Origin of the sequence: Variovorax sp. J22R115 (assembly GCF_030317005.1) — a bacterium.
Lineage (GTDB): Bacteria > Pseudomonadota > Gammaproteobacteria > Burkholderiales > Burkholderiaceae_C > Variovorax.
The window spans coordinates 1-26,719 of the sequence record NZ_JASZYM010000023.1; the positions used below are offsets into that span (position 1 = coordinate 1).

Sequence of the window (26,719 nt, forward strand, 5' to 3'; positions counted from 1 at the left end):
CGCCTTCAACCTGATCTCCAGCCCGGGCGTGGACATCAACGGCGTCACCTTCGGCCAGACCACCTTCTCGCCCAACAAGACCCGCTTCATCCTCACTCTGACCAAGACGCTTTAGTCACAGAAGGCGCGGCCCCGGAGGCTGCGCCGTCCCTTTCATCTGTAGGAGAAACATCATGAAGCTGGTCACAGCCATCATCAAACCCTTCAAGCTCGACGAAGTGCGAGAAGCGCTTTCGGCGATCGGTGTGCAGGGGATCACGGTCACCGAGGTCAAGGGCTTCGGCCGCCAGAAGGGCCACACCGAGCTGTATCGCGGCGCCGAGTATGTCGTCGACTTCCTGCCCAAGGTCAAGATCGAAGCCGCCGTGGCCGACGAACTGGTCGAGCGCGTCATCGAGGCCGTCGAAGCCGCTGCACGCACCGGCAAGATCGGTGACGGGAAGATCTTCGTGTACGACCTGGAGCAAGTCGTGCGCATCCGCACCGGTGAAACGGGCCGCGAAGCCCTCTGATACGCAAGGCACGAAAGACAAATCGAAATGAAAAAATTCCTTGTTTCACTCGCGCTCGGCTTGAGCGTGCTGGCCGCCGGCACGTCCGGCTTTGCGCAGACGGCGGCGGCACCCGCAGCCGAGGCGCCCGCTGCCGCCGCGCCTGCCGCGCCTGCAGCCGCAGCACCCGCCGCCGCTCCTGCGGCCGCGGCACCTGCCGATGCCGCCGCGGCGCCCGCCGCAGCCGCGCCTTCCTTTAATAAAGGCGACACCGCCTGGATGATGGTCTCCACGCTGCTGGTGATCATGATGACGATCCCCGGCCTCGCGCTGTTCTACGGCGGCCTGGTCCGCAGCAAGAACATGCTGTCGGTGCTGATGCAGGTGATGGTCACCTTCTCGATGATCGTCGTGCTGTGGCTCATCTATGGCTACAGCCTGGCGTTCACGGAGGGCAATGCCTTCATCGGCGGCTTCGACCGGCTCTTCATGAAGGGGATCTTCGATCCGGCCACCGGCGTATTCGCACCCGGCGCGACCTTCAGCAAGGGCGTGTACATCCCCGAACTGCTGTTCGCCGCCTTCCAGGCCACCTTCGCCGGCATCACCTGCTGCCTGATCGTCGGTGCCTTCGCCGAGCGCATCAAGTTCTCGGCCGTGCTGCTCTTCATGGCCATCTGGTTCACCTTCAGCTATGCGCCGATCGCGCACATGGTCTGGTTCTGGATGGGCCCGGACGCCTACGCCAGCAAGGAAGTCGTCGATGCGATGAACGACAAGGCCGGCCTGATCTGGCAATGGGGCGCGCTCGACTTCGCAGGCGGCACCGTGGTGCACATCAACGCGGCCGTCGCCGGCCTCGTGGGTGCCTTCCTGATCGGCAAGCGCATCGGCTACGGCAAGGAATCCTTCACGCCGCATTCGCTGACGCTCACGATGGTCGGTGCCTCGCTGCTGTGGGTGGGCTGGTTCGGCTTCAACGCCGGTTCCGCGCTCGAAGCCGGCACCAGCGCCGTGCTGGCCTTCATGAACACCTTCTCGGCCACCGCCGCCGCGGTGCTCGCATGGTGCATCGGTGAAGCGCTGATGCGCGGCAAGGCCTCGATGCTGGGTGCCGCCTCGGGGGCCGTCGCCGGCCTCGTGGCGATCACGCCGGCTGCCGGCAACGTCGGCCTGATGGGCGCGATCGTCATCGGCTTCGTCGCCGGCTTCGCCTGCCTCTGGGGTGTCAACGGCCTCAAGAGGATGCTCGGCGCGGACGACTCGCTCGACGTGTTCGGCGTGCACGGTGTCGGCGGTATCGTCGGTGCGCTGCTGACCGGCGTGTTCAACACCCAATCGCTCGGCGGCCCCGGCCTCGTGGGCGACTGGGTCACGGCCGGCATCGTCTCCAACGGCATCGGCGCACAGGTCTGGATCCAGCTCAAGGCGGTAGTGCTGACCATCGTGTGGTCGGGTGTCGTGTCCTTCATCGCCTACAAGATCGCCGACCTCACCATCGGCCTGCGTGTGAGCGAAGAGGAAGAGCGCGAAGGCCTCGACATCTCGGCGCACGGCGAGACCGCGTACAACCGCTGATCTGAAAAGTTTTTGTTAGCGAGAGTCTCCTTTGGATGTTCGGCCCGCACGCGCTTCGGCGTCTGCGGGCCTTTTTTCGCCTAAGCTGCGGCTGATGTGGACCACGCTGAATGACAGCCTCAGCCAGCTCGGCGAGTCGCCGTTCTGGCACCCGGCCGAGCGGTCGCTCTACTGGCTGGACATTCCGGGCCGCGCAGTGCTGCGCACGCGCGGCGACATCGCCCGGCCCGAGATCGAGCGATGGAATGTGCCGACCGAGCCCGGCTGCATGGCGCCCGCGCGCACGGGGGGCCTGGTGATCGCACTGCGCGACGGTGTCTATCGCACGCGGGAGTGGGGCGGCGAACTCAAGCCCATCGCGCGCGTCGACCACGACGTGCGCACGATGCGCTTCAATGACGGCAAGTGTGATCCGCTCGGCCGCTTCTGGGCCGGCACCCTCAACGAGGCGAAGGACCGTACCAACGCCGCGCTCTACTGCCTCGACGCACGCGGCGGCCGCGCTCCGACGCTCACGCAGATGGCCAACGAGGCGACCACCGCCAACGGCCTCGCCTTTTCGCCCGACGATACGACCGTCTACTGGGCCGACACCGCGGCGCATCGCGTGCGCGCGTGGACGTGGGCGGCGCGGCCCAATCGCCTGTCGAACCCGCGCGTGTTCCGGCAGTTCGGCGACAAGCCTGCGGGCTGGACGGCGGAATCGCTCGTCCGCTACGAAGGCCGGCCCGATGGCGCCACCATTGACGCCGCGGGCCACTACTGGGTCGCGATGTTCGAGGGCGGCCAGTTGCTGCGCTTCGCGCCTTCTGGCGAGCAGGTATCCGCGCTGCCGACGCCCGTGCAGTGCCCGACCATGCCGTGCTTCGGTGGCGACGACCTGCGCACGCTGTTCGTGACCACCGCGCGGCGCGGCCGGCCGGTCGCCGAACTCGAGCAGCGGCCCGCATCGGGCCACGTGCTGTCGATCCGGGTCGCCACGCCCGGATTGCCCGTGCGCTTCTTCGAGGACTGACTGTTGCTCGCCCCCAGGCTTGCCCACTTCGTGTGGCCGCCCACCCCCTACCGGGGGCAACCCCTGCGGGCCGGCAAAGCCGGTTCCGCGGGGTTTCTGTTCTGGATCGGGCTGGGCGAAGCGCGGGAGTGTTAATGGGATGCGCTGGCGGTAGGATCGCTGGCATGGATCCAGCCCTTTGCCAGATCATCGAGCGCATACGCGCCGCCGCCGCCGATGCCACGATGCTGCGCATTCGTGGGGGCGATACCAAGGACTTCTATGGCGAGCCGCCGCAAGGCGCGCCGCTCGCCACCAGCGAACTGACGGGCATCACCAGCTACGAACCAAGCGAACTGGTCGTCACTGCACGCGCCGGCACGCCCTTGGCCGAACTCGAAACCGCGCTGGCCGACAAGGGCCAGTGCCTGGCCTTCGAGCCGCCGCGCTTCGGCGCAGGCGGGACAGTGGGTGGGATGGTTGCCGCTGGGCTCAGCGGGCCTTCGCGGGCCAGCGTAGGTTCGGTGCGCGACTACGTGCTCGGCGCCACGCTGGTCAATGGTCGCGGGGAGGTGCTCACCTTCGGCGGCCAGGTCATGAAGAATGTCGCGGGCTACGACGTGTCGCGCGTGCTCGCGGGTTCTCTGGGCGTGCTCGGGCTCATCGCGGAAGTGAGCCTCAAGGTGCTCCCGGTCGCGCCCGCCGAAGCGACTCTGGAGTTCGCCTGCAGCCAGGCCGATGCGCTGCGCCTGCTCAACGAATGGGGCGGCCGGCCGCTGCCGCTGAACGCAAGCGTCTGGCGCGAGCGGGATGGCGAGGGCGTGTTGTCGCTGCGCTTGCGCGGCGCGGTGGCAGCGGTCGAAGCAGCTTGCACGCACCTGGGCGGCGAGCGTCAAAGCGGTGACCGCACTGCCGCAGGCTGGCAGTCGCTGCGCGACCAGCAGCATCCGTGGTTCGCTGCGCGTGGCGCGCGCGATCTCTGGCGCCTCTCGGTGCCACAGACCTCGCCGGTGCTGGAGGTCGACAGCACGCCGCTGATCGAGTGGCACGGCGCGCAGCGTTGGTACCTCGCGCCGCCCGATCGGCGTCCGCAGTTGCGCGCAGCCGCCCGTGCAGCCGGCGGCCATGCGACGCTGTTCATGCCCTCGGACATCCACGGCCAACGCGTGCTCGGCAGGTTCGACTCGCTGAGCCCCGCCGTAGAGCGCATTCATCGCGCGCTGATGCGCGAGTTCGATCCTCAATCCGTCTTCCATCGTGGACGGCTCTATCCCGCGGACTGACCCCACGCATGCAAACCGAACTCGCTCCCGAATTCCAGGGCACCGCCGATGGCCGCGAAGCCGAGGCGATCCTGCGCAAGTGCGTGCACTGCGGCTTCTGCACCGCCACCTGCCCGACCTACCAACTGCTCGGCGATGAACTCGACGGGCCGCGCGGGCGCATCTACCTGATCAAGCAAGTGCTCGAAGGCAAGGCGCCTACGCGCAGCACGCAACTGCACCTCGATCGCTGCCTGACGTGTCGCAATTGCGAGAGCACCTGCCCGAGCGGCGTCCAGTACGGGCACCTGGTCGACATCGGCCGCAAGATCGTCGACGAGAAGGTGCCACGCCCGCCTCTCGAAAGCGCGCTGCGCTGGACGCTCAAGGAGGCACTGCCTTCATCGCTCTTCGGCCCCGCGATGAAGCTCGGCCAATCGGTGCGCGGCCTGCTGCCCGAGAAGCTCAAGGCCAAGGTGCCTGCGCCGCGGAAGGCCGGGGAATGGCCCACGCGCACCCATGCGCGCAAGGTGCTCATGCTCGCCGGCTGTGTGCAGCCCTCGATGGCGCCCAACATCAACAGCGCGACCGCGCGCGTGCTCGACGCGGCTGGCATCCAGGCAGTGATCGCGCCCACCGCGGGCTGTTGCGGCGCGGTGAAGTTCCATCTCAACGACCACGACGGCGGCAAGGCGCAGATGCGCGCCAACATCGATGCCTGGTGGCCGTTGGTCGAACGCAAGGAGGTCGAGGCGATCGTGATGAACGCCTCCGGCTGCGGCGTGACGGTGCGCGAATACGGCCACATGCTCAAGGACGACCCGGCTTACGCCGCCAAGGCGGAACGCATCAGCGCGCTCACCCGGGACTTGAGCGAGCTGCTGCCCGAGCTGGTGCCGGTGCTGAAGGGCCGCGTCAGCGCGCCGCGCGGCGTGATCGCCTACCACCCGCCCTGCACCCTGCAGCACGGGCAGAAGCTGCGCGGCGGCGTCGAGACGAACCTTCGCGCGCTGGGTTTCGACGTGCAGGTGGCGCTCAACGAATCGCACCTTTGCTGCGGTTCGGCCGGCACCTACTCGGTCCTGCAGCCCGAGCTGGCCTACCCGCTGCGCGATCGCAAGCTGGGCCATCTGAACCAGCTCCGGCCGACGACCATCGTGTCGGCCAACATCGGCTGCATCACCCATCTGCAAAGCGGCAGCGAAACGCCGGTGCGGCATTGGGTCGAGTTGCTCGACGAAGCGTTGCCGACGCCGCCGACGGCCTGATCGCACACGCACTGGGGTTCTGGTCCGACTCGCCGACAGGCGGTGCGAAGGGACCATGCTTGGATGTTCACTACGGGAGCGTTTCCATGCACGCCTCATTTCGATTCATTCTGCGCGGCACAGTGGTTTGCGCCTGCGCGGTCGCACCTTGGGTGGTGCAAGCCCAGTCCGCCGCCGTTCCCGTCGTGGTGCCAGTTGTCTCGCCGACGATGAAGAGCGACGGTTCCGGGCAGTACGTCTGCGGCGGCGTCGGGTCGGACGAATCCGTCGCCATGCGCGCCGCGATGAAGGACCATCCGCTCTCGCTGCTCTTCGCGCGCGCCAGCGGTGCTTACCTGGCGGATGTCGCGGTCACGGTGAAGAACGCGAGCGGCGCCACCGCGCTGTCACTGGTCTCCAACGGACCCATCTGCCACGTCGATCTGCCGCCCGGCCGCTATACCGTCGAGGCAGCGTCAGAAGGCGTCACGAAGAGCCAGGTCGTCACGCTCGGCGGCGGCTCGAAGACCGCCGACTTCCGCTTCTGACGAAGTGGCTCAGGCAGCCAGAGCGGTCTCGATGTCGCGGCTGATGGACTCGGGCTTGTCGAGCGGCGCGTAGCGGCGGATGACCTGTCCGTCCTTGCCGATCAGGAACTTGGTGAAGTTCCACTTGATCGCCGTGCTGCCCAGGAAGCCCGGCGCTTCCTTGACCAGCCACTTGTAGAGCGGCGCGGCACCAGAGCCGTTGACGTCGATCTTCTCCATCATCGGAAAGCTGACGCCGTAGTTCTCAACGCAGAAGGCGCCGATTTCCTCGTTGGTGCCCGGGTCCTGGTTGCCGAACTGGTTGGACGGGAAACCCAGCACCGCGAGGCCCTTGCCCGAGTACTTCTCGTACAGGGCCTCCAGCCCCTCGAACTGCGGTGTGAATCCACACTTGCTGGCTGTGTTCACGATCAGCAGCACCTTGCCCTTGAACGAGGAAAGCGGCACCGGCTTGCCATCGATCTGGCGGGCTTCGAAGTCGTAGACGGTGGTCATGGCGATTCTTTCTGGAGGGAGGATGGTCGATCATCCTCGCCGGCCGGCGATCGCGCAAACGCCGACCACACCGCGGCCAGCACGATCAGCGCGCCGCCGATCCAGATCCGAGCATCCATCGTGGCCGCGCCCAGCGCCACCGACGAGCTGCTGGCAAACAGCACTTCCGACAGCATGATCACCGAGGTCGCGCTCGCTGCAAGCCGCGCTGCGCCGTACTGCAGGCAGATGTTGGCGAAGACGAATGCGACACCTAGCAGCAGGGCCCAGCCCAACCATGCGGTTGAGGCCATCGGCGGCGGGGCGATCGCGCCGAGCGCGGTCCCGGCCAGTGCCGTCGCACCGGCCACCAGAGCGCAGCCGCCGAACATCGCCAGCGCACGCGATTCGCCGGGCGCGGCGCGCAGCCGGCGCAGCAGGATGTTGGTCACTGCAAAGCTGAAACCCGCGGCGACGCCGAGCCAGTCCGGCAGGCTCGACGGTATCGGCCAGTCGGTCTCCGGCGTCTTGAGCACGACCGCCACGCCGACGAGCGCGAGCGCGACCCGTGCGAGCGCCGCCGGCGTCGGCCGCTCGCCCAGGAAGGCCCAGGCCAGCAGCACGCTCCACAGCGGCATCAGGTAGAACAGCAGCACCACGCGCACCACATCGCCCTGCGTCACCGCCCAGTTGAAGCCGACGTTGGTGAAGCCGGCCGCCAGCCCGAGCAACACGAGCCCGGGTTGCCGTACGAACACATGCCACATGCTGCGGCGCAGCAGCGCCATCACCGCGGCGATCGCGGCATAGATCAGGCACGTCGCCCACACCGGATGAAGACCGTGGCTCTCGATCTGACGGAAGGGAAACCAGGAGACGCCCCAGACGAAGGCGTTGAAGATCAGCGCAATGGCAGGCAAGACAGGATCAGTGGTGCTTGTCGCTGCGCGCGATCGCGAGCAAGTGCTCGACCTCTTCGGGGTACTTGCGCAGGTTGCTCTCGTGCCAGCGTTTGATGAGCCACATGAAGCCGGCCACCACGACGCCGAAGGCGGTAATGGCCGCATAGGCCGACAAGCCGAGGCCGGTGCACGCGCTGTAGAACGCGCCGAGGATCAGGATGCAGGATTGCTCGTTGAAGTTCTGCACCGCGATGGAGCGGCCCGCGCCCATCAGGTTGTGGCCGCGGTGTTGGAGCAGCGCGTTCATCGGCACCACGAGGAAGCCGCCCAGCCCGCCCAGCAGGATCAGGAAGGGCACGGCCAGCCAGATGTTGCCGATGAAGTTCATCCCGATCACCAGCACGCCCATGCCGATGCCCAGCGGGATCACGCGCGTCGCCATGTCGAGCCGCATGCGAACCGAAGCGACGATCGCGCCGACGGCGGTGCCGATCGCGACCACGCCCGTCAGCGACGAGGCCTGCGCGGTGTTGTAGCCCAGCGCCAGCGACGCCCACGCGAGCACGATGTACTTGAGGTTGCCGCCCGCGCCCCAGAACAGGGTCGTCGTCGCCAGGGAAATCTGGCCGAGCTTGTCGCGCCAGAGGCGTGAGTTGCAGTGCCAGAAATCAGGCAGCAGCGCGGCCACGTTGCGGACGAAGCCGTGCTGCGGGTTGGAGCGCAGTGGCCGCATCTCCACGCCGGTGTCGGGGATGCGCGTGTTGAACCACGCGGCCACGATGTAGACCAGGATCAGCGCGGAGATCGCCGCTTCGGGCGGTGTGTCGACGCCCGTATTGATGACGGGGAAATCCAGCGAGAGCAATTGGGTCGACAGCGCATGGCCCACGAGCTGGCCGCCGAGCACGATGCCGAGAATGATCGAGGCGATGGTCAGGCCCTCGATCCAGCCATTGGCCTTGACCAGTTGCGAGGCCGGCAGCAGTTCGGTCAGGATGCCGTACTTGGCCGGCGAGTACGCCGCGGCGCCCAGCCCGACGATGGCGTAGGCCAGCAGTGGATGCGAGCCGAACAGCATCATCACGCAGCCCACCACCTTGATCGCATTGCTGATGAACATGACCTTGCCTTTGGGTAAGGCGTCGGCGAAGGCTCCGACCAGCGGCGCCAGCGCCACATAGAAGATGGTGAAGATCGGCACCAGCGCCGCGCGTTGCCACTCGGGTGCGCCGTTGGTTCGCATCAGTTCCACGGCAGCAACGAAAAGCGCGTTGTCGGCCAGTGACGAAAAGAACTGGGCCGACATGATCGTGTAGAAACCGCGCTTCATCGATTGGCTGCTGGCCAGAAATTGAGACTGCTGGCGATAGTGGAAGAGGGGCCGCTTCCGTGGCGGCTGCGCGGTTATAGCATGGGGGTGCGGTGTCAAAATGGCATGACGCGCCTGTCACTCTGGGCGCGTTTGCGTGAGTGTTTCCTGCTTTTCACAGGGTTTTTGCCGTGCCGCGTCCGATCCTCGCCACTGTCCATGTTGCTGCACTGCGGCACAACCTCGATCGCGCTCGCCGCGCGGCGCTCGACTCCCGTGTGTGGGCTGTCGTCAAGGCCAACGCCTACGGGCACGGCATCGAGCGCGTCTTCGACGCCTTTCGCGCCGCCGACGGCTTTGCCCTGCTGGATCTCAAGGAGGCCGAACGTGTGCGCACGCTTGGCTGGCGCGGACCGATCCTGTTGCTCGAAGGCGTGTTCGATGCGCGCGACCTGGAGCTGTGCTCGCGCCTCGATCTCTGGCATGCGGTGCACTGCGACGAGCAGATCGACATGCTTGCCGCCCACAAAACGCAGGCGCCGCAGCGCGTCTTCCTCAAGATGAACTCGGGCATGAACCGGCTCGGCTTCACGCCCGAGCGCTTCCGCTCGGCGTGGACGCGGCTGAACGCGCTGCCGCAGGTCGATGAGATCACGCTGATGACGCACTTCAGCGATGCCGACGGCGCGCGCGGCATCGACCATCAGATCGAAGTTTTCGAGCGCACCACGCAGGACCTGCCGGGCGAGCGCTCGATCGCCAACAGCGCCGCCACCTTGCGCCACGCTCCGAGCACGCGCGCCGACTGGGTGCGCCCCGGCATCCTGCTGTACGGCAGTGCGCCGGACTTTCCGGAACACGACGCCGCGCACTGGCAGCTGCAACCCGGCATGACGCTGTCGACGCAACTGATCGGCGTGCAGAACCTGAAGGCGGGCGACACCATCGGCTACGGATCGAGCTTCACCGCCGAAGGCCCGATGCGCATCGGCGTCGCGGCGGTCGGCTATGCCGACGGCTACCCGCGCCACTGCACCACCGGCACGCCCGTGCTGGTGAACGGCGTGCGCACGCGCATGGTCGGCCGCGTGAGCATGGACATGATCACGGTCGATCTGACGCCGGTGCCCGATGCCGGCTTCGGCAGCGAGGTGACGCTGTGGGGCCGCGCGTCCGACGGCACGCTGCTGTCCATCGACGACGTGGCGCAGGCTGCCGGTACCGTGGGCTACGAGCTCATGTGCGCCGTGGCGATGCGGGTGCCCGCCACGGTCGATTGAAGGCGTGGGTCAGTAAAGGCCCAGCTGTCTCGCCCGCAACCGTGCAAGCCCCAGCAACGCATCGGTGAACGGCGTCTGCACGCCGGCCCGTTGCCCCAGCTCCCGCACCGCCGAAACCAGCGCATCGAGTTCGACCGCGCGTCCCGCTTCGACGTCCTGCAGCATCGAGGTCTTGAAGGCGCCCAGCTTGCGCGTGACGGCATGCCGATCCTCGGGGCTCTCGGCGATCGGCACGCCGATGCGCGCACCGATCTCCTTGGCCTCCAGCATGATCGTGGAGATGAAGCCGCGCACCAGATCGTCGTTGAGGATGAGGTCGGTCGTGGCGCCGGTCAACGCGCTGATGGGGTTGACCGTCATGTTGCCCCAGAGCTTGTACCAGACGTCTTTCTGAATCTGCGGCGAGAGCTTGGTGTCGATGCCCGTGCGCGCCAGCAGGTTGCGCAGGGCTCCCGCACGCGGCGTCGCTTCGCCCGAGGGCTCTCCGATGATGAGTCCGTTTCCGAAGTGATGCCGCACCACGCCGGGCGCATCCAGCGAGCAGCTCGCATGCACCACGCAGCCGATCACGTGCTTCGCCGGGATGGCTGCGTCGATCTTGCCGCCCGGATCAATGGCCTCCAATTGCGCGCCGGCCAGGCTGCCGCCGAAGCCGCCTTGCAGGAACCACCACGGTACGCCGTTCATGGCCGTCAGCACGATCGTGTCGGGGCCGAGCAGTGGCGCGATCTGCTGCGCGACGGCGGGCAACGCCGGCGCCTTCACCGCCACCACCACGAGCTGCTGCACGCCCAGTGCCTTCGGATCGCTGCTCGCGTTGACCGGCACCGACACGCGCGATTCGCCGCTCACCAGCGCGAGGCCGTCGCGCTCCAATGCTTCGAGCGTCCCGCCACGCGCCACCACGTCGATCTCGCAACCCGCCTGCGCGAGCTTCGCCCCGATCCAGCCGCCGATGGCGCCGGCGCCGTAGATGCAAACCTTCATGATTCAGTCAGTTCTTGTAGGAGGAATCGATGCGGTCGACTTGGCGCACAAGGGCGTCGAACACGTCCTGCCCGGCACCGTGGTTCGGATTGAATTGCAGCGCATCGCGCGTGCAGTTGCGGGCGATGTCTTCCGACACCGGAATCGCCGCGCCCATCGAGAAGGTCGCCATCTGGATCTCGCAGGCACGCTGCAGGGTCCAGAGAATCGCGAATGTCTGCGGCAGTGTCTCGCCCCACGCCAGCAGGCCGTGGTTGCGCAGGATCACCGCCTTGCGGTCGCCGATGCTCTTCAGCAGGCGAGGACCTTCGTCGGCATGGATCGTGATGCCCTCGAAGTCGTGGTACGCCACCATGTCGTGCAGCTGCGCGGTATAGAAATTGGTCTGCTGCAGTCCGCCCTGCAGGCAGGCCACCGCCACGCCCGCCGTGGTGTGCGTGTGCATGACGCAATGCGCATCAGGCAGGCCGTCGTGGATCGCGGCATGGACCGTGAAGCCGGCCGGGTTCACCGGCCAGCTCGAACCGTCGAGCACCTTGCCCTGCAGGTCGATCTTGACCAGGTTGCTGGCCGTGACCTCGCTGTAGTGCAGGCCGAAGGGGTTGATGAGGAACTGCTTCTCGCCACCCGTCACGCTGTCGGGCAGCCGCACCGTGATGTGGTTGTAGATCATCTCGGTCCAGCCCAGCATCGCGAACACGCGGTAGCAGGCGGCGAGCTGCAGGCGCGCCGCGCGCTCGTCCGGGTGGATGTCGGGATGGCCCAGCGTCGAGATCGGCGCGGCGAGTCGGGTGTTCATAAGCAGTTCCTTGTCATGGTCAGGCCTCCGCCGTGAATCCGATCTTTTTCACGATCGGCGCCCACATGGCGGTGTCTTTCTTGAGCAGTTCGGCCAGCTCGGTCGGCGACGACCACATCGGCTCCAGCCCGAAGCCATGCAGTCCGTCGATCACTTCCTTGGTGGCCAGCGCGCTCTTCATTGCAGCGTTCAGGCGGTTCACGGTCTCCGGCGCGGCCTTGGCCGGCAGGAAGAAGGCGAACCATTCGCTGAACGCCATGTCCTTGAGCCCCTGTTCGCCGAAGGTCGGCACGTCGGGTGCGAAGCTGCTGCGCTTGGTGCCCGATACGCCCAGGATGCGAATCTTGCCGGTCGGCAGGTGCTGCGTGATGTCGCCGATCGGGCCCGAGACGGCCGAGATGTTGCCGCCGAGCAGGTCGAGCATCGCGGGCTGGGTGCCGCGGTAGGCCGCATGCTTGAGGTCCACGCCGGCGTTCTTGCCGAGCAGCGCGCCGATGAAGTGCGGCGTGGAGCCCGCGGCGGGCGAACCGAAGTTGCCGCCGGCGGGATTGGCCTTCACCCATTCCAGGAATTCCGGCACCGTCTTGACGCTCGTGGGCACGGCCGGGCCGACCGCAAAGCCGAAGTCGAAGATGCAGGCCAGCGACACCGGCGACAGATCAGTCACCGGGTCGTAGGGCAGCTTCTTGTAGATGTGCGGATAGATCGTGAGGATCGAGGTCGGCGTCTGCAGGATGGTCGCGCCGTCGGCAGGCTGGCTCTTGACGTAGGTGACGGCGATCTGGCCGCCCGCACCCGTGCGGTTCTCCACCACCACGGTCTTGGCGTAGTCCGGCGCCAGCTTGGTTGCGAGACGCCGGCAGGTCGTGTCGGAGGTGCCGCCGGCCGCGAAGCCGGTGATGATCCGGGCGGTCTCGATCGTCGTTTGCGCAAAGGCCTGCTGGCCGATGCTGGCGAGCAGCGCGGAGGCGCCGGTGGTTTGCAGCAGGCTGCGGCGGGTGAAGTTCATGCGGATGTCTCCAAGGGTGGTGCTTCAGGACTCGTCGCGCAGCCAGGTGACTGCGCCGGAGTGGGTCACGGCGCCCTGGTGGCCAGGCCGCACGGTGAGGGCATATTTTTCCAGCAAGCCGCCATGCCGCACCCCCGCGTTTACCTCACGTTTCGCGAGCCGCGCGGCGATTTCCGCGTCCGTCAGTTCCACCGCGATGCTGCGCGATTCCGCCCGCGCGTCGATCGCGATCAAGTCACCATCCACCAGCGCCGCGATCGGGCCGCCATCGGCCGCCTCCGGCCCCGCGTAGCCGATGCACAACCCGCGCGTCGCGCCGGAAAAGCGTCCGTCGGTCAGCAGCGCCACCTTGTCGCCCATGCCCTGTCCGTAGAGCAGCGCGGTGATGCCGAGCATCTCGCGCATGCCCGGGCTGCCCTTGGGGCCTTCGTTGCGAATCACGATCACGTCGCCGGGTTCGTAGCGTCGGGTCTGCACCGCCGTCTGCGCCTCTTCCTCCGAATCGAAGACGCGCGCCGGGCCACGGTGCACCAGCGTCTTCAGCCCCGCGGTCTTGAGCAGCGCGCCGTCGGGGCACAGATTGCCCTTGAGCACGGCCAGACCACCATCGCGCGAGATCGGGTCGCCCGCCTTGCGCACCACGCGGCCATCGGGTTCGGCGGCGTCGGCCACTTCCTCGGCCAGCGTGCGCCCGGTGAAAGTCATGGCGTCGCCATGCAGATAGCCCTGCGCCAGCAGCGTGCGCAGGATCACGCCGGCGCCGCCGATGTAGAACACGTCGCGCGCCAGGTACTGGCCGCCCGGTCGCAGGTCGGCGATGAGCGGCGTGCGCGCGAACACCTCGGCCACGTCGTCCAGGTGGAACTTGATGCCCGCCTCGTGCGCGATCGCCGGCAGATGCAGCGCGGCGTTGGTCGAGCCGCCGGTGGCCGACACGACGGCGCAAGCATTCTCGAGGGCCTTGCGCGTCACGATGTCGCGCGGCAGGGGGCTTTCGCCCATTACCGCCCGCATCAGCGACTTCGCGGCGCGGCGCATGAGAGGTGCTCGCTCGCTGAAGACGGCCGGCACCATGCTGGAGCCGATCGGCGCCAGGCCGAGCGCTTCGGAAACCATGCCCATGGTGTTGGCGGTGAACTGCCCCGCGCAGGCGCCCGCGGTGGGCAGGCAGGCACGGCTCATGGCTTCGAGCTCGTCGGGGGTGGCGTCGCCGGCCAGCACCTTGCCGATGGTCTCGTAGGTGTCGACGACGTTCAGGTCGCGGCCGTCCGGGCCAGGCATCTGGCCGGGCAGGGCGGACCCGCCATGCACGAACACGCTCGGCACGTTGCAGCGCACCATGCCCATCATCAGGCCCGGCAGGTTCTTGTCGCAGGCGCCGATGGCGAAGATGCCGTCCCACTGGTGGCCGCGCGTCGAGGCCTCGACGCTGTCGGCGATCAACTCGCGCGAGATCAGCGAGAAGCGCATGCCCGAATGAGCCATCGTCAGACCGTCGCTGACCGACACCACCGGGCACTCGTGCGGCGTGCCGCCGCCCGCATAGATGCCCGTCTTGGCATGCTGCGCCTGCTCGCGCAGGTTCAGGTTGCAGGGGCTCATCTCGCCGCCGGTGTGGAACACGCCGATGTGCGGGCGCGCGATGTCCTCGTCGTCCTGCCCCAGTGCGTGCAGGAAGCTGCGCGTGGTCGCGCGAATCACGCCGTCGCGGATGGTCGCCGAGCGGAAGGGCTTGCGCCCGTTTGGCGAATCGGTCATCGCACTCAGTAAGTGCTGCTCGCGGGCGATGCCTTCGCGCCGTCCTTGAAGCGGGCGGCCAGCGAGGAGGTAGTCCGCACCAGCAGGTTGGTGTCGAGGCCGACGGCGACGAAGAGCGCGCCCAAGTCCAGGTACTTGCGGGCCAGCGCCTCGTCCGGCGTCAGAATGCCTGCTGCCTTGCCGGCGCGGTTGATGCGCGCGATGGCGTCTTCGATCGCCGCCTGCACCTCGGCATGGCCGGGGTTGCCCATGTGCCCCATCGATGCCGACAGGTCTGCGGGGCCGATGAACACCCCGTCGACACCGTCGACTGCCGCGATGGCGTCCAGGTTGGCGAGCGCCTCGCGCGTCTCGGCCTGCACCAGCAGGCAGACCCGGTCGTTCGCTTCCTTTGCATAGGCGGGGTAACGGCCCCAGCCCGACGCCCGCGCGCCGCCCATGCCGCGGATGCCGTCGGGCGGATAGCGCATCGCGCGCACGATGGCTTTCGCCTGCTCGGGCGTATCGACCATGGGCACCAGCAGCGTCTGCACGCCGAGGTCGAGGTACTGCTTGATCAGGGCCGTGCCGGCGTCGCCGTGGCCGAGCGGCACGCGCGCGATCGCGTTCGCGCCGGGGTACGCGGCGATCGCCTGCGCCTGCTGCAGGATGCTCTGCAGGCCGTTCGGCGAATGTTCGCCGTCGATCAGAAGCCAGTCGAAGCCGGCGCCGGCGCAGATCTCCGCGCTGTACGAATCGGCGAGGCCGAGCCAGAGGCCGATCTGGGCGCGCTTGGCGGCGAGGGCTTGCTTGAAGGGGTTCGCGGGTGTTTGCATTGGCGTCTTTCAGGTGAAGCGGAAGGCGATGGAGCCCAAGGGGCCGTAGTCGGCATGGAAGGTGTCGCCGGGCACGGCGGTCGTCGGCCGCGTGAACGAGCCGCCGAGCACCACCTCGCCGGCTTCCAGGCATTCGTCCCACGGCGCGAGCTTGTTGGCAAGCCAGGCCACTCCGGTGGCGGGGTGGTTGAGCACGGCGGCGGCCACGCCGGATTCCTCGATCACGCCGTTCTTGTAGAGCAGGGCGCTGACCCAGCGCAGGTCCACCGCGTCAGGCTTCACGGGGCGGCCGCCGGTCACGATGCCGGCGTTGGCCGCGTTGTCGGCGATGGTGTCGAAGACCTTGCGCATCGCCTTCGTGTGGCGATCGAACTGCTCGATGCGCGCGTCGATGATCTCGATGGCCGGCACCACGTAATCAGTGGCTGCCAGCACGTCGCAGATCGTCACGTTCGGCCCTTGCAGCCGCTTGCCGAGCACGAAAGCCAGCTCGACCTCGATGCGCGGCGCGATGAAACGCGTGAACGGGATGTCGGCGCCCTGCTCGAAGAACATGTCGTCCAGCAGCGTTCCGTAGTCCGGCTCGGTGATCTGGCTGGCCTGCTGCATTGCGCGCGAGGTGAGGCCGATCTTGTGACCCTTGACGACGCGGCCCTCGGCGATCTTGGTCTTGACCCATTCGCGCGAGATGGCGTAGCCGTCCTCGATGGTCATCTCGGGAAAGCGCTTGGAGAAATGCTCGACCTGAACGCGCGACTTCTCGCTCTCGTGAAGTTCGGCGGCGAGTTGCTGGATGACGTTCAGGGCGAGCATGGCGGGTTCTGCTGATTATTTGGTGAAGAGCGGATGCAGGTTGCTGTGCTTGCCGTCGTAGACCTGGCCGGGGCTTTCGTCGATCTGCAGTGTGATGCCGATGTATCGCCGCGCGAAGACCGGCTCGAAATGGCGCTTCGACTGGTCGAGCAGTGCATCGCCGATGCGCTTCTTCACCGCATCGGAGCGACCGGCGGCCATCCTCACATTGAGATAGACAAAGGCGTAGTCCGCCTTGCCGTCCGCCACCGCATAGTGCGCGGCAGGGTAGGCGAGGACGCGCGTGCCCCCGGTCGGATAGACCTGCTTGCCTTCCTCGTCGCGCTGTTCGAGCATCGTGTCGGCAAGCGTGCGGCACAGCGCCGACATGTCGGTCTCGGGCTCGATGTTGGGGGTGTAGAGGATCACCAGATGAGGCATGGTTCGCGCTCCTCAGGACGTGGTGGCTGTCGCTGACAGCGGCGTGACCGGGAAGATCGCATTGATCTGCCCCGTGCCCGAGCTGCCGAAGTAGGGCGTGACGATCTCTGCCGGCGCCTCGTAACTGTCCCAGCCCAGCAGGCCGAGCAGCATCGCGGTGTCGTGCATGTCGCCTTCGCCCCAGCACTTGTCGGCATACATCGGCAGCATCCCGATGAAGGTCTTCCAGTCGCCGGCCTTCCAGAGTTCGACCACGCGATGGTCGACCTGCTCCAGGAACGGGTCGTACACCTTGTGCATGAACTCCGGCGCACGGCCGTTGTCCGCGAAGTGATGGGACAGCGATCCGCTCGCGAACACCGCCACCGTGCCGTCGTAGCGCTCCTCGATGGCGCGGCGCACCGCGAGGCCGAAGCGGCCCGACTCCTGCAGGTCGTGCCAGTCGCACCAGCCGCTGATGCTGATCACCTTGTAGTGCTGGTCAGCGTTCATGTAGCGCATGGGCACCAGCGTGCCGTACTCCAGGTCGAGCGTGGTGTCGCTGTGGGCGCGGCTCTTCACGCCCATCTCGTTCGCCATGTCGCCGATCAGGTGCCCGAGTGCCGGATTGCCCGGGTACGCATAGGGCATGTTCTTGATGAAGTGCGGTAACTCGTTGCTCGTGTAGATGCCTTCGAACTTCGGGCCGCAGTTGATGTGGTATTCGCTGTTCACCTGCCAGTGGACGTCGAAGACCACGATGGTGTCGACGCCGAGCGCGCGGCAGCGGCGGTCGATTTCCTTGTGCCCGTTGATCGCCGCATCGCGGCAGCCGAAGTTCGGGCCGGGGAACTCAGACAGGTACATCGACGGCACATGTGTGATCTTGGCTGCGAGTGCGAGCTTGCCCATGGTCAGACTCCCCAGTGCGGAATGTGATGGCTGCCCATCGAGACAGCAATGTTCTTCGGCTCGCAGAAAACTTCGTAGCTCCATGTGCCGCCTTCGCGCCCCGTGCCCGAGGCCTTGGTGCCGCCGAAGGGCTGGCGCAGGTCGCGCACGTTCTGGCTGTTGACGAAGCACATACCGGCCTCGACCGCAGCGGCCACGCGATGGGCCTTGCCGATGTTCTCGGTCCACACGTAGCTCGACAGGCCATATTGAATGTCGTTCGCGAGCCGGATCGCATCCGCCTCGTCCTGGAACGGGATCAGGCAGGCGACCGGGCCGAAGATCTCGTCCTGAGCGATCTTCATGCGGTTATCGACGTCGGCGAAGACGGTCGGCAGTACGTAGTTGCCCTTCTTCACGCGGTCGGTCAGATCGGGCGCACCGAGGCCGCCACACAGCAGCGTCGCGCCTTCCTTCGGGCCGAGTTCGATGTAGCTGCGCACCTTGGCGAGATGCGCCTGCGAAATCATCGGGCCGACGATGGTCTTCTCGTCGAGCGGGTCGCCCACCACGATGCGCTTCGCGCGCTCGGCGAACTTCGCCGCGAAGTCAGCGTAGATCGACTGCTGCACCAGGATGCGCGAGCCTGCGGTGCAGCGCTCGCCGTTGTTGCTGAAGATCATGAACACGGCCGCGTCGAGCGCGCGGTCGAGGTCGGCGTCGTCGAAGATCACGAAGGGGCTCTTGCCGCCGAGCTCCATGCTGAACTTCTTGAGGCCCGCGCTCTTGACGATGCGGTTGCCGGTCGCCGTCGATCCGGTGAAGGAAATCGCCCGCACGTCGGGGTGCGCCACCAGCGGCTCGCCGGCCTCCTTGCCGTAGCCGTGCACGAGGTTCAGCACGCCGGGCGGAATGCCCGCTTCGAGCGCCAGCTCGCCCAGGCGCGCGGCCGTGAGCGGCGAGAGTTCGCTCATCTTGAGTACCGCCGTGTTGCCGAAGGCGAGGCAGGGCGCGACCTTCCACGTCGCCGTCATGAAAGGCACGTTCCAGGGCGAGATCAGCGCGCACACGCTGACCGGGTGGAACAGCGTGTAGTTGAGATGCGTGGGCGTCGGGTAGGTGTGGCCGTCCACACGGGTGCACATCTCCGCGAAATAGTAGAAGTTGTCGGCCGCGCGCGGCACCAGCTGCTTGCCGGTCTGCGCGATGACCTGGCCGCAGTCGTTGGTCTCGGTCTGCGCGATCTCCGGCACGTTCTTCGCGATCAGGTCGCCGAGCTTGCGGATCAGCTTCGCGCGTTCGGGCGCGGGCATGCCGGCCCATTTCGGGAAGGCTTCCTTGGCAGCGGCCACGGCCGCATTCACTTCGGCCTCGCCGCCCGAGGCGACTTCGGCCAGCACTTCCTGCGTGGCGGGGTTGACGGTCTGGAAGTAGTCGCGGCCGGCGACCCGCTTGCCATTGATGAGGTGATCGATCTGCATGGGGTTCGTCTCTGGTGGTGAATGCGCCGCTCAGCCCGCAGCGATGGTGTTGACCAGCGCGCCGATCTGCGCGATCTCGGTCACGATGACGTCGCCCGGGCGGCAGTCGACCACGCCGTCAGGCGTGCCCGTCAGGATGATGTCGCCTGGCGACAGCGTCATGAAACTGCTGAAGTACTCGATCAGGAAGGGCGCGTCGAAGATCATGTCCTTCGTGTTGCCCGCCTGCGTGAGCTTGCCGTTGACGGTGGTGCTGAGCGCCAGCGCCATCGGATCTGCCACGTCCTTGGCGTCGACCAGCCAGGGGCCGATCGGCGTGCAGGTGTCGCGGTTCTTCACGCGCAGGTTGGGGCGGTACCAGTTCTCCAGGTAGTCGCGGATCGCGTAGTCGTTGGCGACCGTGTAGCCGCCGATGAAGTCGTAGGCGTCGTCGCGCTTCACCTTGCGTGCGGTCTTGCCGACCACGATCACCAGTTCGCATTCGTAGTGCATGAACTGCACGTCCGCCGGCCTGCGAGTGAGTTGGCGATGGCCCGTCAGCGTGCTCTCACCCTTGACGAACACCAGGGGTTCCTCGGGCGCCTTGAACTCCAGCTCCTTGGCATGGTCGGCGTAGTTGAGCCCCAGCGCGAGGATGGTGCGCGGACGCGGCACCGGTGCCAGCGGCGGCAGCCACGTCACGACATCGGCTGCCAGCAGCCGGCCATCGGCCAGCCTCAGTCGGCCGTCGTCCTCCACGGCGTCGTGCACCGCGCCTTCGAACAGGATGCGCGCGTGCTTCATGCCTGCTCCTTTACCAGTGTGTTGACCAGTGTCTCGAAGCCTGGCGCGCTGATCTCGATGCGGTCGCCTGGGCGCGCCAGCGGGCGGCCGGCGTCGCAGCCGAGCATCAGCACTTCGCCGTGCGCAAGCGTCATGAAGTCGCCGACATCGGCCAGCAGTTGCGAGGCGCTGCGCACCGTCCGCGAAAAATCGACCGACTGCTTCAACTCGCCGTTGATGCGCACTTCGAGCCTGAACTGCGCCGGGTCGGCCACCTCCTGCGCATCGCGCATCGCCGGGCCGATGCCCAGGAAGCCGTCGACGCACTTGAACTTGACCGGCGGGCGGAAGAAGCTCGCATGCGGAATCGACAGGTCGTTCATTAGCACGAAGCCTTCGACGTCGTTGTCGGCGCCGATCACCATCGCGATGGTGGCGCCGACCTCGACCGCATCGACCTTCGCCGGCACCGTGATCGCGCTGCCGTGCGGGCTCCAGGTGTTAGCGGTCTTGACGTAGAGCACCGGCGCTTTCGGGGGGGCCTTGTAGGGCGGCTGGTTCATCTGCGGCGCCAGTGCCTCGACCTCCGCGCGGAAGTTCAGCAGCACGCCGTAGACGGTGCCTTTGGGGGTGTAGGTCATGGTTGCGGTTGTTCCAGTGCGATGAGTTCGTCGAGGAGTTGGTAGAGCTGGGTCAGCTTCTCTTTGCCCATCGCCTCTTCCATCCAGCCGTAGTGCGCCTCGATGCTGGTGGACAGCTTCGTCACCAGCTTGCGGCCGCGCGCGGTGGCTTCGACCACGGTGCGGCGCTGGTCCTCGGGGTCGCGGCTGCGCGTGATGAGTTCGTCGCGCTCCATGCGTGCGAGCACGCCGGTCAGGCTCGGGCCGAGGATGAAGGCCTCGCGCGCCACGCGGCCGGTTTCGACCGCGCCATGTTCACCGAGCACGCGCAGCACGCGCCACTGCTGGTCCGACAACGCATGCTCGCGCAGGCTGGGCCGCGTATGGCCCATCACGGCTTCGCGAGCCTGCAGCAGCAGGCGCGGCAAGTTGCGGTGGGAGAAGGGAGTGATCATGCTGCGTCAATTTATTTAATATGTTAAATGATTGATCGAAGGACGTACCTCGGGTTAACCCTTTGGCGTATGCGCCAGCGCAGGTGTGGCAGCGCATTCGAGCCTTGAGGCGCGTACTGGCGTGAGCCGCTGAGCGCATCCCTACACTCGACGCATGGCCAAGGAAAAAACACTCTACGTCTGCAGCGAATGCGGCGGCACCAGCCTCAAGTGGCTCGGCAAATGCCCGAGCTGCGGCGCCTGGAACACATTGATCGAGCAAGTCGGCGCTGCTGCGGGAGGGTCGTCCAACAATCGCTTCGGCACGCAGTTCGCGGCGCTGGCGGGCTCGGCCGAACTGGCGACCCTGTCGGAGATCGAGGCCACCGACATCGCGCGCACGCCAACGGGCATCGACGAACTCGACCGCGTGCTGGGCGGCGGCATCGTGGACGGCGGAGTCACGCTCATCGGCGGCGACCCCGGCATCGGCAAATCGACGCTGCTGCTGCAGGCGGTCGACGCGCTGCAGCGTGCCGGGCGCAACGCGCTCTACGTCACCGGCGAGGAAAGCGGCGCGCAGGTCGCGCTGCGCTCACGTCGACTCGGGCTGGAACACTCACAGGTGCAGGTGCTGGCCGAGATCCAGCTGGAGAAGATCCTTGCCACGCTCGACGCCAACCGCCCGGCGATCGCGGTCATCGACTCCATCCAGACCGTCTACTCCGACCAGCTCACTTCGGCACCCGGCTCGGTCGCCCAGGTGCGCGAGTGCGCAGCGCACCTCACTCGCTTCGCCAAGGCCAGCGGCACCGCCATCGTGCTGGTTGGCCACGTCACCAAGGAGGGCGCCCTGGCCGGCCCACGCGTGCTGGAGCACATGGTCGACACGGTGCTGTACTTCGAGGGCGACACGCATTCGAGTTTTCGCCTGGTGCGGGCCATCAAGAACCGCTTTGGCGCGGTCAACGAGATCGGCGTCTTCGCGATGACGGAGCGCGGGCTCAAGGGCGTGACGAACCCGAGCGCGATCTTCCTGAGCCAGCACGCCGAGCCGGTGCCGGGCAGCGTCGTGCTGGTCACGCTCGAAGGCACGCGGCCGATGCTGGTCGAGATCCAGGCGCTGGTCGACAACGGCGGGCCCAGCCCGCGGCGCCTGTCGGTGGGGCTGGACCGTGATCGTCTCGCCATGCTGCTCGCGGTGCTGCACAGGCATGCGGGCGTGGCCTGCATGGACCAGGACGTGTTCGTCAACGCGGTGGGCGGGGTGCGGATCAGCGAGCCTGCGGCCGACCTGGCGGTGATGCTGTCGATCACGTCGAGCCTGCGCGGGAAGCCGCTGCCCAAGGGCTTCATCGCGTTCGGTGAAGTGGGGCTGGCCGGCGAGGTGCGGCCCGCGCCGCGCGGGCAGGAGCGGCTGCGCGAAGCCGCCAAGCTCGGATTCAGCGTGGCGGTAGTGCCGAAGGCGAATGCGCCGCGCAAGGGCTCGAAAGAGATCGAGGGGCTGACGATCCATGCGGTGGAGCGGATCGAGGAGGCGTTGGACATCGTGCGGCAGATGCAGTAGCGCTGGTGCGTGAGCCACGTCATCAAAGACTTGGTCGGGTTTGGAAGCCCGAACACCCTGCGGCTTCCTCGTTCGCGTCCCAATTTTTGGCGGCTCGGACGGGACGACGAAAGTCCTGCCGGTTTGTTCGTGAGAAGTTGTCCGGTCTTCCAACCCGTTCGAGCTGCCGCCTTCGACAGGGCCAAGTCTGCTGCTCGTGGAGGACGAGTTCAACAATGTGCGCGCAGCACATCGTGCGTACGACTGCGTGCAAAGTTTTCTGACGCCTCTCTATCGCGAAGAATTCGAGGAGTTCCCCATTCGGCCGACCGAGTTGCGCGCCTTGATGGAGGTGGTCAACGCAGAGATGGTGCGGCGAATGCAGATCGTGACCGAAGCGAGCCAGTCGGTGAGTAAAGCACGTCACTGAGGCCCGAAGACAGTCTGGTCCTTGTGCGCGGTCGTGACGGACGTGGCCTGAACATTGGCTCTGCAGCGTTGCGGTCTTTCAGCCCAGTGGAAACGGACTGTCAGGCGTCGATAGGGGCGCCGCCAGCGAGAAACGTTGAATAGCGCGAGAACTGGCCCTGCCAAAACACCCACATGGCGGCGGGCCATGGTGCGAGCGCCAGCAACTGGTTCAAGTGAATCTGGACGAGAGGCACTTCACGCGCCAAGGAGTCGGAAGGGTCCGTATCGCGCGTCAAGGACTCGGGAGTTGCGTGCATGGAAAGTCTCCTGTTGTGAGAAGGAATGCTACGCAAGCGTCTTGGACGCCGCCTTGATGTAGCTCAAAGCACGTTCTCTTCACCTCACGTGCAGTTCGCCAACGCGCCAAAACGCGAACGCGAGTCGGCGATTCACTCCGTGGCTACTCCATCGAGGCTTCGGTTCGCGGCAGCCGGCTACATCGGGCATGGCGCCTAGTATCGAGATCTGCAGCCCACCTGCGGCAAGACTGCCGGGCAAGCACTCAACAAGGCCTGGGGTGCGGTGATTCAACAGGCGGACCGGGAAGCCTCCTACCCGTTTCGAAGGGCCGCAAAGCACGCCCGCTAGCGAGGATGGCCAATCGACCGCACGCGGCTTGGAGCGGACGAGATTCGCACGATGCCGTTGGCCTGACCTCCCGAGCGGTCGGCGAAGTCGTCGTGTCCTGCCCGGTCATTGCGGTTCTTGAGGATGTCAGCGATGAAGCGCTCTTGCGCCGGCTTGCCAAGCATCACAGCCCCGAATCCCAGTAGGGCGGGTCGCCGAATGCGGCCTTGAGCGCATCGGTCATCGCCCGCAGCTTCGCCGAGGGCGATCGTCCTTCCGGATGCGCAACGTACAGAAACTCTTCCTCCGAAGGAAGCCCGATATCGATGGCAAGCAGCCTGCCGGCACGCAAAGACTCCCCGACGATGAAAGTGGGCAGCAGCGCGATGCCCAGCCCCGTCTCGCAGGCATCCCGCATCATGTCGCCGTTGTTCACGCGCAGGGCCCGCGACGCGCGCACCGACACGAGTTCGCCATCGCGCCGGAACTGCCAGTCGGCAACGCCCCGGTTCGTGTAGAACACGCCCCGGTGGCGCTGCAGATCCTCGACGCTGGAGGGCCGGCCTTGCTTCTCGATGTAGTCCGGCGAGGCGACGAGCGCCCGGCGGCTCCGGGCCAGCGTCCACGCCACCAGGCGCGAATCGACAAGCGGCCCGCTTCGGACCACGCCGTCGTAGCCTTCCGATGCGGCGTCGACTCTTCGATCATCAAGTTCGAGCGCCAACTCGATGCCGGGATGGGCCGCGATGAACGGATACAGCGCCGGGCCCAGGTGCATGCGCCCGAAGGTGACCGGCGCGGAAATTCTCAGCGGCCCGACCAGCGTGCCGCGCCGCTGCGCCAACTCTGCGGCGGCCTCCTCGACATCTCGCATGATGGCGGAGGCGCGCGCCAGGAAGGTGCTGCCGTCTTCGGTGAGCGTCAGCTTGCGCGTCGAGCGGTGCAGAAGACGAACCCCCAGTTCCTTTTCAAGGTCGGCGAGGCGCTCGCTCACGACGGACTTGGAGAGATTCAGCCGTCGCGATGCTTCGCTGATGGAGCCCGACTCCGCGACCGCCACGAAGGTGGCCAAGCCGTCCAGCTTCACCATGCCCGATCAGGTGCGCGTGATGGATGCGCCGCCATCGACCAGCGATGCCGTGCCGGTGACGAACGACGAGTCGTCTGAGGCCAGGTAGAGCACGGAGCGGGCCAGTTCCTCCGGCGTCGCCACGCGCTTGAGCGCGTGGAGGTTCGTGACGAAGGATTGCGACTCCTTGGAGTTGTTCATGCTGCGGTACATGTCGGTGTCGACGGCACCCGGCAGGATCGCATTCACGCGCACTCTTTGCGGCCCGTATTCGGCGGCAAGTGCCTGGGTAAGGCCGATGAGGCCGGCCTTGCTCGCCGCATAGGCAGCCACGCCCGGGAACGCAAAGGTGTGGCCGACGAAGGTGGAGGTGAAGATGACCGAGCCGCCGCCGTTCTCCAGCATCTGCGCGACCTGGTGCTTGGCGCCGAGGAAGGCGCCGGTCAGGTTGATCGCCAGGGTGTCGGTCCAGCCGGCTTCCGAGATCCCCGTGCTGGGGCCGCCTTCGCCGAGGGTGCCCGCGTTGTTGAAGGCGATGTCGAGGCGGCCGTAAGTCGAAACGGCCAACGCGACGAGGGCGCGCGCATAGTCTTCGGAGCGCACGTCGCCGGCGAGTGCGACGGCATGGCCTCCGGCGGCGCGAATTTCTTCGACGAGTTTTTCGAGTTCGGCTGCCCGGCGCGCGCCGACGACCAGTTTGGCGCCTTCCGCCGCGAAAAGCTTGGCGGTTGCATGGCCGATGCCGGCGCTGGCGCCGGTGATGAGAGCTACTTTTCCTTCGAGACGGTTCACGGTTCGATCCTTGGGTTGCTGATCGAGGCGATCAGATGCAGTCAGTATGGGGACCGGAAAGTGTTCGCGCTAGACGTCGAATGTCGTTTCTGGCTTCCGGAAAAACCGAACAAACGGGATTGCTTCGGTAGGTGATTGTCACTTTTGGTGAATATTTGTTCATCAAAAAGCCGGAACGCTCTAAGATCGCGCCGTGAAACCCAAGGACGACGAAAAGCTCCGCGCCATCGCCGAGGCCACGTTCACGCTGGTCGAGCAGACCGGCCTGAGCGGCCTCACCATGGCCGCCATTGCCCGCGAGGCCGGCCTTGCCACGGGTACGCTGTACGTCTACTTCAAGTCGAAGGAAGAGTTGATGGTCGCGCTCTACGAGCAGGCCAAGACGACGATCGCCGCCAGCCTCATGCACGGCGACGACCCGAAAGCGCCGTTTCGCAGCCGCTTCCGGCACATGTGGATGAACTGGCTCGAGCACCGCCTGACACACTATGCGCAGGTCGTTTTCCTGGAGCAGTACTACAACTCGCCCTGGTTCAGCGAAGAGAGCCGCAATCTCTCGGCCCGGCTCATCAAGGACTGGGTTGATCTGATCGAGTCGGCCAAGGCGCACCAGATCCTGAAGGACGTGCCCACCGTCCTGCTTATCAACACCTTCGGCGGCTCGGTGCGCGAGACCGCCAACCTGCTTCGCTCCGGCGCGCTGGCCCGTACGGACGAGAACCTGGCGATGGCCTTCGGGCTCTGCTGGGACGGCATTAAGGCCTGAGCTCTCCCCCAGGCTTGCCCACTTCGTGTGGCCGCCTACCCCCTTCCGGGGGCAACCCCTGCGGCCCGGCAAGCCGGTTCCGCGGGATTTCTGGCCTTGGCCGCGCTTGACCTCGCACGCGCACAGGTCTATTGTTTGACCGAACCGATATTCACCCAAGAAGAGAAAGCCCCACCATGACCACCCTGAACATCAACGGCAAGGACCGGCAGGTCGACGCCGACCCTTCCACCCCCATCCTCTGGGCCCTGCGCGACACGCTGGGCATGACCGGCACCAAGTTCGGCTGCGGCGCGGCGCTGTGCGGCGCCTGCACCGTGCACCTCAACGGCCAGGCGATCCGCTCGTGCGTGACGCCGATCTCCGCCGCGGCGGGCCAGAAGATCACCACCATCGAAGCCGTCACCGACGGCGGCGACAAGGTCGGCAAGGCCGTGCACGACGCCTGGGTCAAGCATGACGTGGCGCAGTGCGGCTACTGCCAGAGCGGCCAGATCATGTCCGCCACCGCCTTCCTGAAGACCGTCGCGCCCGGCAAGCTGCCCAGCGAAGCCGAGATCGATTCGGCCATGGCCGGCAACATCTGCCGCTGCGGCACCTACGCGCGCATCCGCGCCGCCGTCGCCGACGCCGCCAAGACGCTGGCTTGAAGAAG

At 66.6% G+C, this 26,719-nt stretch carries 29 protein-coding genes; 11 read left to right on the forward strand and 18 right to left on the reverse strand.

The features are described from left to right. Nucleotides 1–173: 173 nt before the first annotated feature. The 6 genes from glnK (at nt 174) to QTI04_RS30015 (ending at nt 6,120) form a co-directional block, all read left to right on the forward strand. A complete protein-coding gene (gene glnK / locus QTI04_RS29990) occupies nt 174–512 on the forward strand; it encodes a P-II family nitrogen regulator (protein WP_028249673.1) in 339 nt (112 codons plus the stop codon). A 27-nt stretch (nt 513–539) separates the two neighbouring features. Continuing rightward, on the forward strand, nt 540–2,069 hold the full coding sequence (locus QTI04_RS29995; protein WP_286618856.1) for an ammonium transporter: 1,530 nt from the start codon (nt 540–542) through the stop codon (nt 2,067–2,069). A 94-nt stretch (nt 2,070–2,163) separates the two neighbouring features. Continuing rightward, nucleotides 2,164–3,084 (forward strand): SMP-30/gluconolactonase/LRE family protein, encoded by a 921-nt coding sequence (locus tag QTI04_RS30000; RefSeq protein ID WP_286618857.1) that lies wholly within the window; start codon nt 2,164–2,166, stop codon nt 3,082–3,084. 164 nt (nt 3,085–3,248) lie between these two features. Then, a complete protein-coding gene (glcE, locus tag QTI04_RS30005; RefSeq protein WP_286618859.1) occupies nt 3,249–4,346 on the forward strand; it encodes a glycolate oxidase subunit GlcE in 1,098 nt (365 codons plus the stop codon). A gap of 8 nt (nt 4,347–4,354) precedes the next feature. After that, nucleotides 4,355–5,593, forward strand: a complete 1,239-nt coding sequence (gene glcF, locus QTI04_RS30010; protein ID WP_286618861.1) for a glycolate oxidase subunit GlcF — start codon at nt 4,355–4,357, stop codon at nt 5,591–5,593. Between the two features lie 86 nt (nt 5,594–5,679). Next, the gene (locus QTI04_RS30015) at nt 5,680–6,120 is read left to right on the forward strand and encodes a carboxypeptidase-like regulatory domain-containing protein (protein ID WP_286618862.1); all 441 of its coding nucleotides are present in this window, start codon (nt 5,680–5,682) and stop codon (nt 6,118–6,120) included. 9 nt (nt 6,121–6,129) lie between these two features. Here QTI04_RS30015 and QTI04_RS30020 read toward each other — a convergent pair whose 3' ends face one another. The 3 genes from QTI04_RS30020 to lplT are packed head-to-tail and all read right to left on the reverse strand — an operon-like array spanning nt 6,130 to nt 8,826. Next, entirely contained in the window at nt 6,130–6,615 is a 486-nt protein-coding gene (locus QTI04_RS30020; protein ID WP_286604988.1) for a glutathione peroxidase, read from the reverse strand. Further along, the gene (locus QTI04_RS30025) at nt 6,612–7,514 is read right to left on the reverse strand and encodes a DMT family transporter (protein WP_286604987.1); all 903 of its coding nucleotides are present in this window, start codon (nt 7,512–7,514) and stop codon (nt 6,612–6,614) included. Before QTI04_RS30025 ends, QTI04_RS30020 begins: the two co-directional genes overlap by 4 nt. Nucleotides 7,515–7,521: 7 nt before the next feature. Further along, nucleotides 7,522–8,826 (reverse strand): lysophospholipid transporter LplT, encoded by a 1,305-nt coding sequence (lplT, locus tag QTI04_RS30030; protein WP_286618864.1) that lies wholly within the window; start codon nt 8,824–8,826, stop codon nt 7,522–7,524. Between the two features lie 170 nt (nt 8,827–8,996). Here lplT and alr point away from each other — a divergent pair, with 170 nt between their 5' ends. Then, on the forward strand, nt 8,997–10,085 hold the full coding sequence (alr, locus tag QTI04_RS30035) for an alanine racemase (RefSeq protein WP_286604983.1): 1,089 nt from the start codon (nt 8,997–8,999) through the stop codon (nt 10,083–10,085). Nucleotides 10,086–10,094: 9 nt separating this feature from the next. Here the strand turns inward: alr and QTI04_RS30040 are convergent, their stop codons facing one another. Genes QTI04_RS30040 through hpaR form a run of 12 tightly spaced genes read right to left on the reverse strand, consistent with a single transcriptional unit; the run spans nt 10,095 to nt 20,874 of the window. Next, on the reverse strand, nt 10,095–11,072 hold the full coding sequence (locus tag QTI04_RS30040; protein ID WP_286618865.1) for a 2-dehydropantoate 2-reductase: 978 nt from the start codon (nt 11,070–11,072) through the stop codon (nt 10,095–10,097). 7 nt (nt 11,073–11,079) lie between these two features. Next, nucleotides 11,080–11,871, reverse strand: a complete 792-nt coding sequence (locus QTI04_RS30045) for a class II aldolase/adducin family protein (protein WP_286618866.1) — start codon at nt 11,869–11,871, stop codon at nt 11,080–11,082. A gap of 19 nt (nt 11,872–11,890) precedes the next feature. After that, entirely contained in the window at nt 11,891–12,880 is a 990-nt protein-coding gene (locus QTI04_RS30050; protein WP_286604975.1) for a Bug family tripartite tricarboxylate transporter substrate binding protein, read from the reverse strand. Between the two features lie 24 nt (nt 12,881–12,904). Further along, nucleotides 12,905–14,638: a dihydroxy-acid dehydratase gene (ilvD, locus tag QTI04_RS30055; RefSeq protein WP_286618867.1), complete on the reverse strand. Its 1,734-nt coding sequence runs from the start codon at nt 14,636–14,638 to the stop codon at nt 12,905–12,907. 5 nt (nt 14,639–14,643) lie between these two features. Continuing rightward, on the reverse strand, nt 14,644–15,453 hold the full coding sequence (gene hpaI, locus QTI04_RS30060; RefSeq protein WP_286604971.1) for a 4-hydroxy-2-oxoheptanedioate aldolase: 810 nt from the start codon (nt 15,451–15,453) through the stop codon (nt 14,644–14,646). Between the two features lie 9 nt (nt 15,454–15,462). Then, a complete protein-coding gene (hpaH, locus tag QTI04_RS30065; protein ID WP_286618868.1) occupies nt 15,463–16,266 on the reverse strand; it encodes a 2-oxo-hept-4-ene-1,7-dioate hydratase in 804 nt (267 codons plus the stop codon). Between the two features lie 15 nt (nt 16,267–16,281). After that, entirely contained in the window at nt 16,282–16,686 is a 405-nt protein-coding gene (locus QTI04_RS30070; RefSeq protein WP_286604969.1) for a 5-carboxymethyl-2-hydroxymuconate Delta-isomerase, read from the reverse strand. 12 nt (nt 16,687–16,698) lie between these two features. Continuing rightward, nucleotides 16,699–17,577 carry a 3,4-dihydroxyphenylacetate 2,3-dioxygenase gene (gene hpaD, locus QTI04_RS30075; protein ID WP_286604967.1) on the reverse strand — a complete coding sequence of 293 codons (879 nt, stop codon included), beginning with the start codon at nt 17,575–17,577 and terminating at the stop codon, nt 16,699–16,701. 2 nt (nt 17,578–17,579) lie between these two features. Continuing rightward, the gene (hpaE, locus tag QTI04_RS30080) at nt 17,580–19,037 is read right to left on the reverse strand and encodes a 5-carboxymethyl-2-hydroxymuconate semialdehyde dehydrogenase (RefSeq protein ID WP_286618869.1); all 1,458 of its coding nucleotides are present in this window, start codon (nt 19,035–19,037) and stop codon (nt 17,580–17,582) included. Nucleotides 19,038–19,067: 30 nt separating this feature from the next. Further along, on the reverse strand, nt 19,068–19,820 hold the full coding sequence (locus QTI04_RS30085) for a fumarylacetoacetate hydrolase family protein (protein ID WP_286618870.1): 753 nt from the start codon (nt 19,818–19,820) through the stop codon (nt 19,068–19,070). Next, on the reverse strand, nt 19,817–20,440 hold the full coding sequence (locus QTI04_RS30090) for a fumarylacetoacetate hydrolase family protein (RefSeq protein WP_286618871.1): 624 nt from the start codon (nt 20,438–20,440) through the stop codon (nt 19,817–19,819). The genes QTI04_RS30085 and QTI04_RS30090 overlap by 4 nt, the downstream gene beginning before the upstream one ends. Further along, complete coding sequence (gene hpaR / locus QTI04_RS30095; RefSeq protein ID WP_286604959.1) at nt 20,437–20,874, reverse strand: homoprotocatechuate degradation operon regulator HpaR; 438 nt, start codon at nt 20,872–20,874, stop codon at nt 20,437–20,439. Before hpaR ends, QTI04_RS30090 begins: the two co-directional genes overlap by 4 nt. Nucleotides 20,875–21,028: 154 nt before the next feature. On the opposite strand from hpaR, the gene radA reads away from it, so the two are divergent. Both radA and QTI04_RS30105 read left to right on the forward strand, forming a co-directional pair. Beyond that, nucleotides 21,029–22,420, forward strand: a complete 1,392-nt coding sequence (gene radA / locus QTI04_RS30100; protein ID WP_286618873.1) for a DNA repair protein RadA — start codon at nt 21,029–21,031, stop codon at nt 22,418–22,420. Nucleotides 22,421–22,616: 196 nt separating this feature from the next. Beyond that, complete coding sequence (locus QTI04_RS30105) at nt 22,617–22,829, forward strand: hypothetical protein (protein WP_286618874.1); 213 nt, start codon at nt 22,617–22,619, stop codon at nt 22,827–22,829. 100 nt (nt 22,830–22,929) lie between these two features. Here QTI04_RS30105 and QTI04_RS30110 read toward each other — a convergent pair whose 3' ends face one another. From QTI04_RS30110 to QTI04_RS30120, 3 genes are all read right to left on the reverse strand, one after another. Beyond that, complete coding sequence (locus QTI04_RS30110) at nt 22,930–23,127, reverse strand: hypothetical protein (protein ID WP_286618875.1); 198 nt, start codon at nt 23,125–23,127, stop codon at nt 22,930–22,932. 494 nt (nt 23,128–23,621) lie between these two features. Next, on the reverse strand, nt 23,622–24,527 hold the full coding sequence (locus tag QTI04_RS30115) for a LysR family transcriptional regulator (RefSeq protein WP_286618876.1): 906 nt from the start codon (nt 24,525–24,527) through the stop codon (nt 23,622–23,624). Between the two features lie 6 nt (nt 24,528–24,533). Next, nucleotides 24,534–25,298 (reverse strand): SDR family oxidoreductase, encoded by a 765-nt coding sequence (locus QTI04_RS30120; protein WP_286618877.1) that lies wholly within the window; start codon nt 25,296–25,298, stop codon nt 24,534–24,536. Between the two features lie 193 nt (nt 25,299–25,491). On the opposite strand from QTI04_RS30120, the gene QTI04_RS30125 reads away from it, so the two are divergent. Further along, on the forward strand, nt 25,492–26,064 hold the full coding sequence (locus QTI04_RS30125) for a TetR/AcrR family transcriptional regulator (RefSeq protein ID WP_286618878.1): 573 nt from the start codon (nt 25,492–25,494) through the stop codon (nt 26,062–26,064). A 176-nt stretch (nt 26,065–26,240) separates the two neighbouring features. Next, a complete protein-coding gene (locus tag QTI04_RS30130) occupies nt 26,241–26,714 on the forward strand; it encodes a (2Fe-2S)-binding protein (protein ID WP_286618880.1) in 474 nt (157 codons plus the stop codon). Nucleotides 26,715–26,719 lie beyond the last annotated feature (5 nt).

Coding starts and splice junctions, on each gene's coding strand:
- glnK (WP_028249673.1), top strand. CDS start 174: ATGAAGCTGGTCACAGCCATCATCAAACCCTTCAAGCTCGACGAAGTG.
- QTI04_RS29995 (WP_286618856.1), top strand. CDS start 540: ATGAAAAAATTCCTTGTTTCACTCGCGCTCGGCTTGAGCGTGCTGGCC.
- QTI04_RS30000 (WP_286618857.1), top strand. CDS start 2,164: ATGTGGACCACGCTGAATGACAGCCTCAGCCAGCTCGGCGAGTCGCCG.
- glcE (WP_286618859.1), top strand. CDS start 3,249: ATGGATCCAGCCCTTTGCCAGATCATCGAGCGCATACGCGCCGCCGCC.
- glcF (WP_286618861.1), top strand. CDS start 4,355: ATGCAAACCGAACTCGCTCCCGAATTCCAGGGCACCGCCGATGGCCGC.
- QTI04_RS30015 (WP_286618862.1), top strand. CDS start 5,680: ATGCACGCCTCATTTCGATTCATTCTGCGCGGCACAGTGGTTTGCGCC.
- QTI04_RS30020 (WP_286604988.1), bottom strand. CDS start 6,615: ATGACCACCGTCTACGACTTCGAAGCCCGCCAGATCGATGGCAAGCCG.
- lplT (WP_286618864.1), bottom strand. CDS start 8,826: ATGAAGCGCGGTTTCTACACGATCATGTCGGCCCAGTTCTTTTCGTCA.
- QTI04_RS30040 (WP_286618865.1), bottom strand. CDS start 11,072: ATGAAGGTTTGCATCTACGGCGCCGGCGCCATCGGCGGCTGGATCGGG.
- QTI04_RS30045 (WP_286618866.1), bottom strand. CDS start 11,871: ATGAACACCCGACTCGCCGCGCCGATCTCGACGCTGGGCCATCCCGAC.
- QTI04_RS30050 (WP_286604975.1), bottom strand. CDS start 12,880: ATGAACTTCACCCGCCGCAGCCTGCTGCAAACCACCGGCGCCTCCGCG.
- ilvD (WP_286618867.1), bottom strand. CDS start 14,638: ATGACCGATTCGCCAAACGGGCGCAAGCCCTTCCGCTCGGCGACCATC.
- hpaI (WP_286604971.1), bottom strand. CDS start 15,453: ATGCAAACACCCGCGAACCCCTTCAAGCAAGCCCTCGCCGCCAAGCGC.
- hpaH (WP_286618868.1), bottom strand. CDS start 16,266: ATGCTCGCCCTGAACGTCATCCAGCAACTCGCCGCCGAACTTCACGAG.
- QTI04_RS30070 (WP_286604969.1), bottom strand. CDS start 16,686: ATGCCTCATCTGGTGATCCTCTACACCCCCAACATCGAGCCCGAGACC.
- hpaD (WP_286604967.1), bottom strand. CDS start 17,577: ATGGGCAAGCTCGCACTCGCAGCCAAGATCACACATGTGCCGTCGATG.
- hpaE (WP_286618869.1), bottom strand. CDS start 19,037: ATGCAGATCGATCACCTCATCAATGGCAAGCGGGTCGCCGGCCGCGAC.
- QTI04_RS30085 (WP_286618870.1), bottom strand. CDS start 19,820: ATGAAGCACGCGCGCATCCTGTTCGAAGGCGCGGTGCACGACGCCGTG.
- QTI04_RS30090 (WP_286618871.1), bottom strand. CDS start 20,440: ATGACCTACACCCCCAAAGGCACCGTCTACGGCGTGCTGCTGAACTTC.
- hpaR (WP_286604959.1), bottom strand. CDS start 20,874: ATGATCACTCCCTTCTCCCACCGCAACTTGCCGCGCCTGCTGCTGCAG.
- radA (WP_286618873.1), top strand. CDS start 21,029: ATGGCCAAGGAAAAAACACTCTACGTCTGCAGCGAATGCGGCGGCACC.
- QTI04_RS30110 (WP_286618875.1), bottom strand. CDS start 23,127: ATGCACGCAACTCCCGAGTCCTTGACGCGCGATACGGACCCTTCCGAC.
- QTI04_RS30115 (WP_286618876.1), bottom strand. CDS start 24,527: ATGGTGAAGCTGGACGGCTTGGCCACCTTCGTGGCGGTCGCGGAGTCG.
- QTI04_RS30130 (WP_286618880.1), top strand. CDS start 26,241: ATGACCACCCTGAACATCAACGGCAAGGACCGGCAGGTCGACGCCGAC.